At 37.8% G+C, this 16,489-nt stretch carries 15 protein-coding genes and 2 pseudogenes; 5 read left to right on the forward strand and 12 right to left on the reverse strand.

The features are described 5' to 3' along the window. Positions 1 to 16: 16 nt before the first annotated feature. The 3 genes from H0S58_RS12810 to H0S58_RS12820 all read right to left on the reverse strand — a co-directional run bounded on the left by H0S58_RS12810 (position 17) and on the right by H0S58_RS12820 (position 2,903). Positions 17 to 784, reverse strand: a complete 768-nt coding sequence (locus H0S58_RS12810; protein ID WP_227592243.1) for a Crp/Fnr family transcriptional regulator — start codon at positions 782 to 784, stop codon at positions 17 to 19. 56 nt (positions 785 to 840) lie between these two features. Then, positions 841 to 1,782 carry a TauD/TfdA dioxygenase family protein gene (locus tag H0S58_RS12815; protein WP_195726697.1) on the reverse strand — a complete coding sequence of 314 codons (942 nt, stop codon included), beginning with the start codon at positions 1,780 to 1,782 and terminating at the stop codon, positions 841 to 843. A gap of 278 nt (positions 1,783 to 2,060) precedes the next feature. After that, positions 2,061 to 2,903: an SDR family NAD(P)-dependent oxidoreductase gene (locus H0S58_RS12820; protein WP_053579029.1), complete on the reverse strand. Its 843-nt coding sequence runs from the start codon at positions 2,901 to 2,903 to the stop codon at positions 2,061 to 2,063. A gap of 224 nt (positions 2,904 to 3,127) precedes the next feature. Here H0S58_RS12820 and H0S58_RS12825 point away from each other — a divergent pair, with 224 nt between their 5' ends. The 3 genes from H0S58_RS12825 to phoR all read left to right on the forward strand — a co-directional run bounded on the left by H0S58_RS12825 (position 3,128) and on the right by phoR (position 6,162). Further along, positions 3,128 to 3,829: a TetR/AcrR family transcriptional regulator gene (locus tag H0S58_RS12825; RefSeq protein WP_193893101.1), complete on the forward strand. Its 702-nt coding sequence runs from the start codon at positions 3,128 to 3,130 to the stop codon at positions 3,827 to 3,829. A gap of 237 nt (positions 3,830 to 4,066) precedes the next feature. Then, on the forward strand, positions 4,067 to 4,777 hold the full coding sequence (phoB, locus tag H0S58_RS12830) for a phosphate regulon transcriptional regulator PhoB (RefSeq protein WP_053579031.1): 711 nt from the start codon (positions 4,067 to 4,069) through the stop codon (positions 4,775 to 4,777). A gap of 23 nt (positions 4,778 to 4,800) precedes the next feature. Continuing rightward, complete coding sequence (gene phoR, locus H0S58_RS12835) at positions 4,801 to 6,162, forward strand: phosphate regulon sensor histidine kinase PhoR (RefSeq protein WP_193893104.1); 1,362 nt, start codon at positions 4,801 to 4,803, stop codon at positions 6,160 to 6,162. A 48-nt stretch (positions 6,163 to 6,210) separates the two neighbouring features. Here the strand turns inward: phoR and H0S58_RS12840 are convergent, their stop codons facing one another. Together H0S58_RS12840 and H0S58_RS12845 are read right to left on the reverse strand one after the other, a co-directional pair. Continuing rightward, positions 6,211 to 6,858 carry a glutathione S-transferase family protein gene (locus H0S58_RS12840; RefSeq protein WP_092720249.1) on the reverse strand — a complete coding sequence of 216 codons (648 nt, stop codon included), beginning with the start codon at positions 6,856 to 6,858 and terminating at the stop codon, positions 6,211 to 6,213. A gap of 499 nt (positions 6,859 to 7,357) precedes the next feature. Then, the gene (locus H0S58_RS12845; protein ID WP_195726698.1) at positions 7,358 to 8,305 is read right to left on the reverse strand and encodes a pirin family protein; all 948 of its coding nucleotides are present in this window, start codon (positions 8,303 to 8,305) and stop codon (positions 7,358 to 7,360) included. Positions 8,306 to 8,618: 313 nt separating this feature from the next. On the opposite strand from H0S58_RS12845, the gene H0S58_RS12850 reads away from it, so the two are divergent. Next, positions 8,619 to 9,878 (forward strand): GGDEF domain-containing protein, encoded by a 1,260-nt coding sequence (locus tag H0S58_RS12850; RefSeq protein ID WP_195726699.1) that lies wholly within the window; start codon positions 8,619 to 8,621, stop codon positions 9,876 to 9,878. Here H0S58_RS12850 and H0S58_RS12855 read toward each other — a convergent pair. The 4 genes and pseudogenes from H0S58_RS12855 to H0S58_RS12870 all read right to left on the reverse strand — a co-directional run bounded on the left by H0S58_RS12855 (position 9,879) and on the right by H0S58_RS12870 (position 13,549). After that, positions 9,879 to 10,815, reverse strand: a pseudogene (locus H0S58_RS12855) (restriction endonuclease). 93 nt (positions 10,816 to 10,908) lie between these two features. Next, entirely contained in the window at positions 10,909 to 12,477 is a 1,569-nt protein-coding gene (guaA, locus tag H0S58_RS12860; RefSeq protein WP_053579037.1) for a glutamine-hydrolyzing GMP synthase, read from the reverse strand. Between the two features lie 143 nt (positions 12,478 to 12,620). Further along, a complete protein-coding gene (locus H0S58_RS12865) occupies positions 12,621 to 12,989 on the reverse strand; it encodes a NirD/YgiW/YdeI family stress tolerance protein (protein ID WP_053579038.1) in 369 nt (122 codons plus the stop codon). Between the two features lie 141 nt (positions 12,990 to 13,130). Further along, positions 13,131 to 13,549: pseudogene (locus H0S58_RS12870) on the reverse strand (DoxX family protein). Between the two features lie 191 nt (positions 13,550 to 13,740). Between H0S58_RS12870 and H0S58_RS12875 the strand changes: the two are divergent. Then, positions 13,741 to 14,373 (forward strand): DedA family protein, encoded by a 633-nt coding sequence (locus H0S58_RS12875; RefSeq protein WP_195726700.1) that lies wholly within the window; start codon positions 13,741 to 13,743, stop codon positions 14,371 to 14,373. 36 nt (positions 14,374 to 14,409) lie between these two features. Here H0S58_RS12875 and H0S58_RS12880 read toward each other — a convergent pair whose 3' ends face one another. The 3 genes from H0S58_RS12880 to H0S58_RS12890 form a co-directional block, all read right to left on the reverse strand. Continuing rightward, positions 14,410 to 15,000: a LysE family translocator gene (locus H0S58_RS12880; protein WP_053579040.1), complete on the reverse strand. Its 591-nt coding sequence runs from the start codon at positions 14,998 to 15,000 to the stop codon at positions 14,410 to 14,412. A gap of 219 nt (positions 15,001 to 15,219) precedes the next feature. Next, complete coding sequence (locus H0S58_RS12885) at positions 15,220 to 15,606, reverse strand: hypothetical protein (protein WP_193893117.1); 387 nt, start codon at positions 15,604 to 15,606, stop codon at positions 15,220 to 15,222. Positions 15,607 to 15,621: 15 nt separating this feature from the next. Further along, positions 15,622 to 16,458 (reverse strand): ParA family protein, encoded by an 837-nt coding sequence (locus H0S58_RS12890; RefSeq protein ID WP_195726701.1) that lies wholly within the window; start codon positions 16,456 to 16,458, stop codon positions 15,622 to 15,624. Positions 16,459 to 16,489 lie beyond the last annotated feature (31 nt).

Genomic DNA, 16,489 nt, shown 5'->3' on the forward strand with positions numbered 1-16,489 from the left:
ATCTAAAAAAGTGATTTTAAATCCAATTTATCTGATATTTTAGATAATCTTGATCTTTAATAATAATATTTTCATATTGCCAAAAAATAACATTCTGTGTTTTTAATTTCTTTATTTCTTTATTAATGGTTTGCCTAGAATAAGATAGTAAATCAGCCAAATCATGCTGTGAGATCTTTAAACCAATTTCAGTACCCAAATGGTGATTAATACCATATTGATGCGAAAAATCGAACAATATTTTACAAATTTTTTGATGTAAACTAGCAACTTGCATAAATTTAAGTTGCTGTAAAAGATCTTGCATACGCAGACTTAAAATATGCAAAGCATCTTGTTTTAATGCATTATTCCTGCTCATTTCTGTTTGAAAAACCAATATAGGAATATGTAATATTTTGACTTGATTAAAGGCATAATAATCATAATCAACAACTTGTTGATTAATGCAGGCCAATAAATTTATTGGGCTCTTTTCTGAAAAATAATTAAAAGCATGAAAACGACCCGATGGGCTTAAATATCCAATTTGGATAATCCCATCGAGTAAAATAAAAACTGATTCTCTACAATTATTTTTATTTAATATTAAATCACCTTTTTGGTATTTTTTAATAAATGAAGATTCTAAAATAGAATAAATATGATCATCAGATAATGTTTTAAAAATATTTCTTAATATCTGATTATTCATTTTTTCATTTAAATTATGAAGCCCCATTATTGATCCATCCAATATTTTCAAAATTAATATTAGATGGATTATTTTAGGCTGACGAATCATTTATTCTTGATTGGTTTTCGCTTTATCTGCAAACCTTGTCAATCAATCAGCTTTTATTATGAAACTTTTTCATAATCGACTTCTGACGCGACATAACGGTAGTCAGACACATCGCGTTTTACTTCTTTACGAATGACTTGACTCAATTGACCATCAACACCGACCGGAATATCCCCTTCTAAAGTGACCCGGCGAACTACACGGTGCTGATCTCCATAGTCATTAATTGCACGGTGTTGTGTTGCACGATTATCCCAAATGGCAATATCACCCGCTTCCCAACGCCAACTGACAATATTTTCCAGTTTTTCTACATAATTTTGGAATATATCAAATAAACGGCGCGAATCAGCTTGGCTATAGCCCACAAATTTTTGAAAGAAATGACCAAGGACTAAGGTTTTTTCAGCTGTTTCTGGATGCACGCGCACCAAGGGATGCTCAGTTTCGTATTCTGTCGAATTAAAGAAATCTTTATACTTTGCCAATACTTCAGCAGGCACACTGGCTTTGGCTGCGTAATCATAATTATTGCTGTGAATGGCTCTTAAGCTTTCTGCCAAGGTTTTGAGTTCTTCTGGCAAATCATTATAGGCCGTTGTGGTATTGGCCCAAACAGTATTTCCACCAACCTCTGGTGCAACAATACTGCGTAAGATGGGTGCTTTTGGATAAGCATCTAAAAAGGTAATATCTGTATGCCAACTGTCTGCCCGTGCGCCACGTGAATCTAACTCTAAAATATGATTTGAACCTTGCTTCACAGGAACAGTCGGATGATTCAAAGGCCTGCCCAAACGCGCAGCAAAAGCCTCTTGCTCAACATCATCCAAATGTGACTGATGTTTAAAAAAAATGACTTTATGTTTGAGTAAGGCCTGATTAATTTCTTGTACCACTGTAGCATCAAGTGATGATGATAATTTTACACCTTCAATCACTGCGCCAATACGCCCATTAATCGCTTTAACTTGAATGTGTTGATATTGAATGCTCATGTTCAATCCCTCATTGATCTATATCTGATAGACAGTGTGTCTGTGGCATCATCATGAAGAATTTACTTATTCATATCTGTCAAAAAATTGACATTCTTATACTGCATTTCAGATATATAAAAATTAAAAGAAGAATTAAAAAGCCAAATCCTATTGCAGGCACTTTCTATAAAAACCTTGCACAATCTTCTAGATCAATCGACTTTCAATAAAGATAAACTGGTTTCTTGGTGATAAAAAAGTCCGCCTCATGCGGACTTTTTCATTTTAGAAAAATTTTATTGCCCTTTTCCTTGGCTCCATTTGGTCGCCAAGGCCGTTACTTTTTGATAGCCTGTCGGTAAAATCCGCTGGATTAAATCTAAAGTCTTTGCATCGTTCCCAATCAATAAACGACGTTTATCTTTTTGTACAGCTTCTAAAATTTGACGTGCTGCTTCTTCAGGCGGACAACGTAATAATTTATTAAAAGTCTGAGCTGATTTTTCAGGATTGAGTCCCAAAGTGCGTAAGCTATCATTCATTTTAGCAGCATTGGCAATATTGGTTCGAATACCACCCGGATGGACACATAGTGCGCTCACACCACAGTTTTCCATGTCCAATTCCTGACGCAATGATTCGGTAAAACCACGTACCGCAAATTTGGTGGCATTATAGGCCGACTGTGTCGGTTGAGCGGTCAAACCAAATAAACTTGAAATGTTTACAATATGTCCTTCACCTGACTTTTTAATCAGTGGCAAGAACTCCTTGGTGCCATAGACCACGCCCCAAAAGTTAATATTTACAATCCATTCCAATTCCTCATAACTCGCACCTTCAACTGTCGAACCGAGCGCCACGCCCGCATTATTAAAAATCATATTGATAGAACCATGATTCTGTACAGTGTCCTGCGCCCAAGTCCGTATTTCTTCCAAATTTGCAACATTCACTTTTTTTGTTGTTACCCGAACGTTGCTGCTTTTGACCAGCTCTGCTGTTTGCGCCAAACCTTGCTCATTCACATCACTTAATGACAAATGACAGCCTTGTTTTGCCAACAGGATTGCCAATTGCTGACCAATACCTGAACCTGCCCCAGTAATTGCGGCCACTTTATTTTTAAAATTTTTCATGATTCATCCTTATTTAATGATCTGCATCATCCATCTCAACCAGTTGCTTCTTTTTCTGCCGTGATGATGTCAGTTGCTTTCATTAATATAATTTTGACAATGTGTATTGTCAATATAATAAATCACCAAACTCAATTGAAAATAGCACTCGCTTTTCATTTCCTGCATAGGTGTAGGCGGAAAATATTGCTAAGATAGCAACATATCTAGATTGAACTTGGCATATGACCTTTATGACTGAACAGCAGACAAATCTTGAAGAAAAAAACAATAAATCTGTAAAAACCAAAGAACGTCAATTTAAAGGTTTATCTTTAACAGAGCGCAAACAGGCACGTCGTGAAAAATTAATTCAGGCAGGCATTGAGGCTTATGGTCGTCAGGGTTTTTTTGCGGTAACGGTGAAAGATATTTGTAATGAAGCCAAGCTAACAGAACGTTATTTTTATGAATCATTTAAGAAAAGTGATGAACTTTTTCAAACCATTTTTTTAACTTTAATTGATCAATTACAACAAAATGTCATGCAAGCTATTATGCAAGCATCACCTGTTCCAGAAAAAATGATTGCATCAGGTTTGACTGCTTTACTCACCACTTTGAAAAATAATCCGGGGATGGCACGTATTATTTATATTGATGCTATGTTGGTTCAAGAGTTACATAACCAAGCCACTATTCATGAAACTATGTCGCGCTTTGAACGCATGATCCATGCATTTGTGATGTTGACGATGCCGCATATTAAACGCTCAGAACGTGAAATTTCTTTAATCGCCACAGGTCTAAATGGATATATTACCCAAATTGCTATTCGATGGGTCATGAGTGGCTTTAAACAGTCCATGGATGAGGTATTGTCCTCATGTAGTATTGTTTTTCTGTCTTTGGTCAATACTTTTGAAGAAAAGGGTAAAAATATTTAAAAAGAAATTTAGAATTGATATTCATCTATATTCTATGCATAAAGTTATGAAATTTATTAATTTTAAATAAAAATTTAGCAAGAAAAGTTGTTTTAACCGTCTTAAAATTGTCACATTTGTTTGCGAAAGTATCATTCATTCCCTTTTCTGCAATCATACTGTCATAATTAATCTTTGTAATAAGCCTGTCATAAATACAAAACGGTTCACCGTTAACATCAAATAGGATATTGCGTTGTGAAAGATGACTATATATTAATCGTCGATGACGAACTTCCCATTCGAGAGATGATTCATACGTCTCTCGATATGGCAGGCTTTCAATGTTTACAAGCCGAAGATGCAAAACAGGCACATCAAATGATTGTCGATCAACGTCCTTCTCTCATTTTACTGGATTGGATGCTTCCTGGTGGAATCAGTGGCGTCGACTTGTGTCGTCGTTTAAAACGTGATGAAAATTTAACTGAAATTCCAGTGATCATGCTCACTGCGCGTGGCGAAGAAGACCATAAAGTTCAAGGTCTGGACGCAGGTGCAGATGACTACATGACCAAACCTTTTTCGACCCGAGAATTGGTATCACGCATTAAAGCGGTATTACGCCGTGCAAATGCATTAAGTGGTGAGAAAACCATTGATGCCAATGGTCTAATCTTAGATCCAGTCAGTCAGCGCGTTAGTTTTGGTCAAAATATTTTAGAGATGGGGCCTACAGAATATCGTTTATTGGCTTTCTTTATGACCCATCCAGAACGTGCCTATACCCGTGCTCAATTGCTTGACCAAGTATGGGGTGGAAATGTTTATATTGAAGACCGCACGATTGATGTCCATATTCGTCGCTTACGTAAAGTGCTAGAACCTTATGGAGCTGATCGTTTTGTACAAACTGTTCGTGGTACGGGTTATCGCTTTTCGACCCGTGCGGATGTCGCTCTAGGTTAATCATTTTAGGTAAATCGTGTTTTATGTATGAACCGTACCCCGTCCCAGAACTTGCACGTGAACATAAAAAATTCCGTTACAGTAGCTTATGGGCTTTTGCCAAACAAGATTTGCGATTACTGGCTTTTTTACTGCTCATTGCAGCATGTGTCGGAATTGGGCTTGGGTATTTTTGGATTTGTATTTTTAGCGCTTTTTTAATATTTTTTACCTTGCAATTACGTTCACTGTATTTGGTTAATGAATGGATTTCCAATCGTCCCTATGATGTTCCTCCCAACCTACATGGGATTTGGGGGGCCTTGCTATTCAATGTTTACCGCGCACAACGTCAGGAACGCATTGTACAAGCAGAAATGGTTGGTCTAATTGATCGAGCGCAATCGTCATTGGTTGCACTGGCTGAAGCAGTGGTGTTAATTGATGAATTACAACAAATTGAATGGTGGAACCCCGCAGCAGAAAAGCTTTTGGGAATTCAAACTTTAGACCGTGGTCGTAATATTTTAACCATTTTACGTCAACCCAGTTTTATTGAATATTTTAACCACATCGATCAAGCACCCGATGGCTTGAAAATGAAATCTTCTGCCTTTGAAGACCATTATGTGCAAGTTAAAATGACCCGTTTTGGCGGCGAAAGTCGCTTACTGGTGGCCTATGATGTAACGCGAATGCATAATCTAGAGCAAATGCGTAAAGACTTTGTCGATAATATTTCGCATGAATTACGCACGCCTCTCACAGTACTCAGTGGTTATATCGAAACCTTTCTCGATCAAGAAGACCTTAATCCACGTTGGAAACGTGCTTTTGACCAGATGCAGGCACAAAATAAACGCATGAATGCCTTGGTGAATGATTTATTGTTATTGTCACGTTTAGAAAGTAATAAACAAATTGCCAAAAATCAAATCATTGAAATGCCCAGTTTAATGAATCAATTGTTTGATGATGCTCAGGCCTATAACGTGGATTATAATCATACTTTAAATTTGGATATTGATAGTCACTGTGACTTGATTGGTTCAGATATGGAACTGGCCAGTGCATTTAGCAACCTCATTACCAATGCAATCAAGTACACACCCAAAGGTGGAACCATCACCATGGGTTGGCATGACGATGGTGAACAGGGCATTTTTACTGTACAAGATACGGGTATTGGTATTGATCCAAAACATTTGCCACGTTTAACTGAACGGTTCTATCGAGTGGATAGCGCCCGTAGTCGTCAAACTGGAGGCACTGGTTTAGGCTTGGCAATTGTCAAACATGTGTTGATGCAACACGGTGCATACTTAGAAATTGAATCTAAAGAAAATCAAGGATCTATTTTTAAAGCGATATTTCCCAAAGAACGTCTGTATCAAATGACAGAATAATCTGCCGAATCAAATTCGGCAAAATATCGCAGTGTGTAGATATATTTATTAACCTAAATTCTGTTCTTTTAAACGTGCCTTTTGATAAGCCGGGCGTTGTTGGATTCTTTTTACATACGCCGCAATATTTGGATAGGTTCCCGATATTCTAGATTGGATTGCTTCTAACGGAAAACCCATTTGAACATCGGCAAAAGAAAAATGACCGGCCAAATAATCATGCTGTGCTAAATAATCTTCTAAAAAAGCAATATGATCTTTTAAACGCGGCTGAATAAAATGGCCTTTCACCCCTGCTGTAATTTTTTTTGCAATTGGTTTGATTAACCAAGGCACATTTTGAGGCACGTTATTCATCACCAATTGCATGACCAAAAGCGGCATCAAAGACCCTTCAGCATAATGCATAAAATAACGATATTGCAGTTGGTCTGCTTTATCCTGTGGTTTAAATTGTTGCTCTACATCATAAGTTTCTTGGAGATACTCTAAAATGACAGCCGATTCAGCAATGGTCTGATCTGCATCAGTCATTACGGGTGCTTTAGCCAAAGGATGAATCTGTTTTAATTCAGGAGGTGCAATAAAACTGGGCAGACGTTTGTAAAACTTAATCTGATAATCCAGTCCCAATTCTTCTAAAGCCCATAAAATACGAAATGAACGTGATTGATCTAAATGGTGTAAGGTAATCATGATTCTGGTCTCTATTTTTATGGATTGACTATACGCTATTGGCCTAAAAAAAAGACAGCCTGCTTTACACAAAAAAGCATAACGCTACAGTCAATTCAACCAGCACCGTTTTCATCTCGCGCTTAATAAGTCTGGTCTGAGTTAAAGCTGTTTGAGCAAGAATCTCTACAACTTTTTTCTTTAATTTTTGCAATCAGGCTTACACAAAATACAGCTGAAATTCAATCGACACTTCAGCTTGTTGATGCTCGTTAAAGTCGCATCTACAAAAAAATGACTTTATAACATTGACTGAAGACCATGAGCGTAGATGCAAGGATAATGATGCTACATTACACATGAGCCGCTAACTGAACCTTTGACCCACCTCAAAATGCTGATCTATCTATCGGTGTTAAATGAAGTATCTCTGCTGCTTTATACTCGACCGCGGCTCAGCCAAATACTGGCCGTTAGAAGTTGCACCCATTATCCTATGTCTATTTCCTGAATTCTGTCTTTATTTTGAAGCCCGCATTCTTTCTGGAAATGTCGGTGCTTCTAAGCGTGGGCCTTCGTAATCGGGAATATGACCAAAACGCTCATCTTGATTAATCCATTGTTCGCGCGCTTGATACAACTCTTCTTGGGTGCGCCCAACAAAATTCCACCACAGTAAAATAGGCGACTCAAAAGGCTCACCACCCAATAACAAAATACGACTCCCGCCATGTAATTCAATGTCTATTTCAAGCAAACCCGGTTCCAATACCACCATATTATCTTCATTTAATTCATGTCCATTGACGACTGCTCCGCCTTCCAACGCCATAAATCCATATTCAAAAGCTGGATTCAGCACAATTCGAGTCGTGGTCGTTTCTTTGGCGGTTAAATCTACGCCCAGCAATGCACTATGTACAACAACAGGAGACTGGGTGTCTAAAAACTCTCCCACTAAAACCGTAAATTCAATTTGATCTTTTTCTACCACGGGCAGTTCTGGATAATGATCAAAACGCGGTTCGATATTCAACTTATCATCTGGTAAGGCAATCCAAAGCTGAGCAGCATGCATGTGGGTTTCAGTTTCTGGAGCAACTTCGGTATGCGAAATACCATGCCCTGCTGTCATCAAATTGACCTGTTTGGGACGAATTAATTGCTGAGTGCCCAAACTGTCGCTATGCATCATGGTGCCTTCAATCATCCAAGTGAATGTTTGCAAACCAATATGTGGATGTGGACCGACATCCAACCCTTCGCCTTGAGGAAAAGTCACTGGACCCGCATGATCCAGAAAACACCATGCGCCAATTAAACGTTTATGTCGACTCGGTAAAGCCCGTTTAATTACAGTGCCTTGTCCAATTTCTGCACTTCGTAGTGGAAATTCTTGAATAAATTGATTGACGTATTTTTCACAATCGTCTGAGTAAGAAAGCTCTGTATAATTGCTATTGGTCATATGATAATCCTCAATTCTATTAATGCGGTGATACTTGCCTATTCTGAATCTTGATTGATGATCCTATAACCATGGACAGATTCAACCTAGCTTTAAATCAATATGCCAAATATTCTGATGAGAACAATATTATTTTTGCAATTTTTAACTATTTTATAGATTATTCAAGCTTTAAGCGCTTATTTATATGAATTTTAAAAATAAAAAGAATTTTGTCACAATTCTTTTTACGCATTTTGCTTGTTATTTTATATACAAAATTTAAGCTTCAGAATATGATCAATCGATAAGAATCCCAATTAGGGGCAGTTTTATGTCGATAGGAAAGATAGGGAATTCTCAGTACAATAATAAAAAAAATTATTATAGTGAAGGGAGTCACACCAATCATGAAACAGCATATATTTTGCCAGAACAATTATGTACGCTTGAAAATCGCAACGCGATAGAGCAGGCACTCATTGACACGAAAACACGTGTTCCCGAATCATTAAAACCCTACTATTTTGACTATCAAAACAAGCATCAGCGCCTTTTTTTAGAGCGTGTCAATCTGATTGGCCAACTGACTTTTTTAAGTTATTTCTTTTTCGACTGGTTCCTTTTACCTGATATTGCGACACTTTCAGGTATTTTGCGTTTAAGCCTCGTACTTTGCACACTTTTAATCAATTCATTAATTTTCCGTTATTGCAAAAATATCAAGATTTTAGACAGTCTGCTTCCAGTTTACGTGACTTTGGCTGCCGCTATATGGGTTGAGCTGTTATATCTATCGAATAGCCCTATTGTTTCAAACTATATCTACGCAGCTGTTATTTTCATTTTATTGGGAAATTTATGTGTACAGGTGTGTTTTCGATATTCCGTCCTTACTTCATTTCTAATTAGCCTCGTGATTCTTCAGGGGGTGTATCGAATATTTGATTATCAAGATGTGATTATCTTCTTATTAACTTATATTCCTGTCCTATTACTGAGCATGTATATTAGTTGGAATAACACTTTAAACTCAAAAAGAAATTTTTTACGTGTTCTCTTAAATGACTGGAATTATTATGCATTAACTGAACTGGCGCATACCGATGAATTAACCCAATTAAATAACCGTCGGCAGTTTATGCAAGTTGCAGACCAAACCATTCGTAAATGGCCAAAATATAATTTAGCTTGTTTACTGATGTTCGATATCGATTTTTTTAAAAAAATTAATGATACATATGGGCATGATGTGGGTGACGAAGTTCTGCGTATACTCTCCGAAATTACCCGTAATGAAATGCGATTTACTGATGTGCTTGCGCGTTTTGGTGGGGAAGAATTTATTGCCTTATTGCCAAACACCACTTTAGATGATGCGGTTATTATTGCAAATCGTTTATGTAAAAAAATAGAAGATCATCAAGTCAATATTCAAAATAAATTCTTTTTTAATTTTACCGTCTCGATTGGTGTCTCTCAGCTACAATCTCAAGAAAATGATTTAACTGTCCTGATTAAAAATGCCGACATTGCACTTTATCAAGCCAAGAAAAATGGACGTAATCAAGTTGCTGTTTATACCTGTGAATAGCTAAAAATTTTCTTCATCAAAGCGATCTTGGTCTATTTTATAGATATGAAAGCTCCTTTCCACTTGTACACCTAAACCGAACTCAATCATTAACGAAGTAAGCTTATCCCCATCTATTAAAACAATCCCAGATTTACCCGCAGACTCTTTAGCTTCTTTGCTAAAAGTTGAGGTAGTAATAAATACCCCCTTCTTAGCCACTTGATCTGCCAATGCACCTTTAAATTGTTGAATATCAGGACGGCCCACCGTATTTTCCCAACGTTTGGCTTGAATATAAATCTTATCTAAACCTAAACGATCTTCGCTAATAATACCATCAATCCCACCATCACTTGTCTTGCCTATCGCTTGGGCAGCATCTTGATGTGAACCGCCATACCCCATAGCAACCAGTAAATCGACGACTAATCTTTCGAAAAATGTAGGGTTATTTTCTTTAACCAATTTCAGTAAATCACTCTTTAGTGATTCTTTTAATAATTCAGTTGTCTCTATGATTATTTCATCAGGCGTTCTTTGATCATCTGACTTCTTTAATAGTGTCCTATCAATATTTTTTTCTTGCTGAATTTCCTGTTTTTCTTTAGATTCCTAATTTATAATTTGAGAAACTTTCGAACTGCATCAAAAACTCATTCGTAATACTTGTCAACTTTACTAAATCTAATTGACGTCCTATTGGGCTTAATTCACAAAATCCACGCTTTGGCTGATTTATCAAACCTGCCTTAGCTAAATAAGTTTTAGCCCAACCAGTACGATCATAAAAAACTGTTTTTGTACCACTTGATAATCTTAAACTCAGTTCTTCTTGACTAAGCCCTGAACTCTCTGCCAAAAGCCTAGCCATTTCACCAAATTTAATGGCCTCTTGTTGCTCTGAAAGTAACTTCAGCAATGGAAGCATCAGTTGATCGTAAGTTGGCAAAGACATTTTATTCTCTAATTAAGATACTAGTTTTCAAACAGTATAAAAAGAAAAGAGCGCCTAAGCGCTCTTTTTTTAAAGATAATTTTCGTTAGAAAATTATTCCCATTCAATAGTAGCAGGTGGCTTAGAAGACACGTCATAAACCACACGAGAAACGTCAACAATTTCATTCATAATACGCGTCGAGATCTTGTCTACTAAATCATATGGAAGATGCGCAAAACGTGCTGTCATGAAGTCAACAGTTTCAACGGCACGAAGTGCAATCACCCATGCATAACGACGACCATCACCCACTACACCAACAGATTTAACTGGTTGGAATACAGCAAATGCTTGCGCAGTTTTGTCATACCAGCCGCTAGCACGAAGCTCTTGCATGAAAATGTCATCTGCTAAACGTAAAATGTCAGCATATTCTTTTTTCACTTCACCCAAAATACGCACGCCCAAACCCGGACCTGGGAATGGATGACGGTAAAGCATTTCGAACGGAAGACCTAAAGTTGTACCTAAACGGCGAACTTCGTCTTTAAACAAATCACGGATTGGCTCAACCAATTCAAAGGCCAAATCTTCTGGTAAACCGCCCACGTTGTGGTGCGATTTAATCACATGCGCTTTACCATTTTTAGTTGCCGCAGATTCGATTACGTCTGGATAAATGGTGCCTTGTGCAAGGAAGTTTACGCCATCAAGTTTACGTGCTTCTTCTGCAAATACACCAATGAACTCACGACCAATGATCTTACGTTTTTTCTCAGGATCCACTTCACCTTTCAGCGCAGTTAAGAAACGCTCTTCAGCATCAGCACGAATCACACGGATACCCATGTTTTTCGCAAACATATCCATCACTTGTTCGCCTTCGTTTAAACGAAGTAAACCGTTATCTACGAATACACAAGTGAGTTGGTCGCCAATGGCACGATGTAAAAGTGCAGCCACCACAGATGAATCGACACCACCTGAAAGACCTAACAATACTTTTTGATCACCAATTTGTGCACGTAATTGCTCAACACGTAAGTCAATGATGTTTTCAGAATTCCATAGGTTACGGCAACCACAGATACCGTGAACGAAGTTAGAGAGTAATTCCGCACCTTGAGTAGTGTGGGTAACTTCTGGATGGAATTGAATACCGTAGAAACGACGCTCTTCATCAGAAACCATTGCAAATGGGCAACTTGGTGTGCTGGCAGTCACTTGGAAACCCGTTGGAATACGCGTTACTTTGTCACCATGGCTCATCCAAACTTTAAGTTGATCTTTGGTATCTTCAAGATCACCAATCAGTTTGTCACGAACCTGAATATTCACTTCAGCATAGCCAAACTCATGTACAGTTCCTGGCTCTACTTTACCGCCAAGTTGTTCTGACATGGTTTGTAAACCATAGCAAATACCTAGAACAGGTACGCCTAAGTTGAATACAACTTCTGGTGCACGTGGACTACCTTCTTCATGAACACTTTCTGGACCACCTGAAAGGATAATCCCGTTTGGGTTAAATGCACGAATGTCTTCTTCAGACATATCAAATGCGTACATTTCTGAATAAACACCAGCCTCACGTACACGACGTGCAATCAGCTGGCTATATTGAGAACCGAAATCCAAAATTAGGATACGATCTTCAGTAATTTGGGTATTGGTAGTCATGGCAAACAACTATGCAGGCAACGAATATAAGCGCGATATTCTAACATTTTTCCAAGCAATACGCATACTATTCGCTCAAGCGCTGTATGCTTTTGATTATGTAATATTTCGGACAGAAAAAAGCACCTTTACAGGTGCATTTTTTATTCAGTGACTTTCTCTATTTTAACCACTTCAATATCGGTCGGTTTATAACGATGCGTATCGACTTCTCCTATTGCAGTGACTTTATCCCCTGCTTTTAACCCTGCTGCTTTCCAGAGGTCATCATCTATTTCAAGTAAGATCAGTCCTGTACCATCATTAAATTCATAATGTTCCTGATTTAGATGTTTCAACAATGTTCCTGTCAAAGTCACCGCAGTTGCATCTGGCAGTTTTTTAGCCTCAGCCACTGTTACAACTTTTTGTGCTGCCTCAGCTAAAATCACGTGATCATCTTTCCCTGCCCAAACGCTTGTTGTAGCCAAAAGCGAACCTGTTAGACACAATGTCATCCACATTTTATTCATGAATTATTTCTCTTGTTATCAGGATCAAGCTTTTAATTTAAACAAAAATAGGCATGCTGTACGCTGATCTTTTGTCACCAAGCGAATGCATCACAATATGCAAAATTGGCTGAAAAATTCAACCAACTACTATGATTTAATTCAATGCTTTTCTATTTGACTATCTAGACTGAATTTACCTGCACCATGCAACATCAAAAACAACAGACCGCCTGTCATTGCAAAGTTTTTCATAAAATCAATGCTATCTTCTGCACCACCATGAAATAAAAATGCAGTGATCAAACTAAATATGGCTAAACCAAATGCTGCAAAGCGCGCTTGAAAACCAAATAACAAGGCTAAACCACCACCGAACTCAATCAGAATCGTTAACGGCAGCATGGCACCAGGCACACCCATATTTTCCATATAACCCACTGTTGCACTATACGCAGTTATTTTGCTCCAACCTGCCACAATAAAAATATACGCCATCAGGATCCGTGCATCAGACTCACCCAAGCATCGGCATGGGTATTTTGAACGAAATTTTTTACCACAACATTAGGATTTAACATAAGACCATGACCTGAATATTTTGTTTGGATGAATCGATATTAGGCGGTTTGTATTGAATAATAAAGCATCTATTTGCAGATACATCGTTGCAAAAATAGAATGATTATACTGGAATTTATTTCCTGATTTATACTGACTTTCAAGGCTTAGACTGCTAGGATTTCAGCACATTTTCCCTACCTGTGATCCCATGGAACTGCTTGATTTTATATTACATGTCGATGAACACTTGCTTGAGTTTATAAACAATTATGGTGTCTGGATTTATGCCATTTTATTTCTCATTATTTTTGTAGAGACAGGTTTGGTGGTCATGCCGTTTCTCCCTGGCGATAGTTTATTGTTTGCAGCTGGTGCATTGGCTGCATCCACGGGAGCAATGGATCCTTGGGTACTCATGGGACTACTCTTTATTGCTGCCGTGTTAGGCGATACTTTAAATTATCATATTGGTAAATTTATTGGGCCACGTGTATTTGAAATAGAATCCCGTTTTATCAACAAACAACACTTGGCGTATACCCAAAAGTTTTTTGAAAAGCATGGCGGCAAAACCATTATTTTTGCTCGATTTGTTCCTTTTGCCCGTACGTTTGCACCTTTTGTTGCAGGGGCAGGCAGCATGAATTATAAATATTTTCTGTCCTATAATGTCATTGGTGCTTTTTGCTGGATTAGCTCTTTTATTACTTTGGGTTATTTATTTGGAAATATGCCCATTGTCAAAGATAATTTCACCCATTTAATTTTTGGCATTATTATTATTAGTGTTCTTCCGGGCATTATTGGTTTTATTCGTCAGAAGATGAAAAAGAACAACTAATTTTTCTGTATAAAAAACGATCTTGAAAGATAAAAATTAAAAGAACCGAATCACCACGGGTAACATACACATTAGCAGCAACATGGCCGATCCTTTATATAAAAGATCGGTTTTTATTTGCTTAAATTGACCCGCCAAAATAGCACGGCCGAAAGACATCCAAAACAGAACACTTGGCAATAACACCAACCCAAAAATTGCAAAAACCACAATAAAATTGGTCGGGTTAGACCATGTTTCTGGTGGAAAAACGCCCGCTGCGAATAAGAGTGCCTTCGGATTCTTTAATGTGGAAAAAAATAGCTGACGCGGTGTAATGGCAACATAGCGTTGATTATGCTGCTGTAAATGTGCTGAACGCCATAAATGGAACGCCAGCCACAGTACATAAGCTGCACTTAAAAGATGTAAAATATGGGTGAGATGTGGCCAAATGGGATGACATAAATGCAGAAAAATTGCCCATAAATTAATGGCATAGAAATAGCCAAATAATTCTGCGGGAATAAATAGACTGGTTTTTTTAAGTCCTTGTTGATGTGCTGAACTTGCAAGTAATGCGTTGGTTGGGCCTGGAATCATCAGTACCGCAATCATTGCCAATACAAAAAGCCAACTTTCAATCATAAAGACCTACATCACCATTAAACAGGAACACACCTTATACGAAACTCATAAAAAGTGACATATTTTTTAATGCGAAAATATAGTCTCTATGGTTTTAATTTAGCTCTTTAAAACCATAAACAATTATTTTAATTCATTTTTTTATGAAACATTTTGCTAACATTTTGTCAAAATAGCCCACTTTTTAACTCAACAACTGTATGGCTATTTTTGTGAAATTCATGCTTTATTACGAAGAATGATGGGGCAGTTTTTAAATTGAGCTGCTTGAACCAGTGCTTCTTGCTCACCTAAAAGCCGTGCTAATTCGGTATTTTTTGTGTTAGAGGATTGACCCATATTGACTGAAACACTCGGCCCTATTCCCCAACCTCCACGACTTCCCCAACCACCGCCAAGACCGAGACCAACGCCCACACCTGTTCGCTTAGGCGCTTGCACGCCATTGTCAACATAGTGCTGAATACGATTATATTCACTTTGTAACTGTGAACAATTCAGGGCTTGATATTGCGTTGGTGAAACGTAGCTGGGTTTCACCGTTGTTGCACACGCACCAAGTAAAAAAGTACTGCTGATCAATAAACCGAGATAAAGCGTTTTCATAGTTAATCTCAAATCTTATTTTTGCTCAATTTCATTGAACAATAATTGATAGGCCTGCGTCAACTTATGTTCAGCAGCCAAATGAATGAGAGGCTGATTTTTTACATGCGATTCTTTCATCAAAATGGAAGGTGGCAACATATTGTCTAAAACTGGCATCCCTTCAGCTTTAAGTTGTTGTACCACTTCACGCGGTAATTTTGCCTGTGCTTGAAACTGATTCACCACAATACCTTCAATCTCTAAACGATCATTATGGTCATCCTGAGTTTCAATGATATTTTCAATTAACGTGTTTAAAGCTCGTTTTGAAAATACATCGCAGTCAAACGGAATGAGCACTCGATCTGCGGCAATCAAAGCCGATAAAGTAAAGAAATTAAACGCAGGCGGTGTATCAATATAAACACGTTCATATTGTTCTGCCAGTTGTTGCAAGGCATCGCGCAATTTATAAATTTTGTGTTTCGATTCTAGAGCATGAGCCAAATTGCCCAATGTGGGACTGGCTGGAATCACGTCTAGATTTTTAAAGGGAGATTGATGTACATAGCTTTCTAAACCTTTGCTACGGTTTTTTAAAATGGAGCCAATCGCATTGCTTAAAAGTCCTTTGCTTTGCGGATTACCCAATACTTCTTCAAAATAATTTTCAATATTGGGTTCAAGCGCGGGTTTATCTGCAGAATAAGTGGCATCATCCCCCAACAAATATTGACTGGAATTGGCTTGCGGATCGAGGTCAATCAATAAGGTTTTAAAACCTTGATGAGCACTGATTGCTGCTAAATTGACGGTAATACTTGATTTACCGACGCCACCCTTTTGATTAAAAACCACACGTGTCCGCATTCCAGTCCTCGATTATTTTGTATTTATATAT

This window comes from Acinetobacter sp. TTH0-4, assembly GCF_015602665.1.
Lineage (GTDB): Bacteria > Pseudomonadota > Gammaproteobacteria > Pseudomonadales > Moraxellaceae > Acinetobacter > Acinetobacter albensis.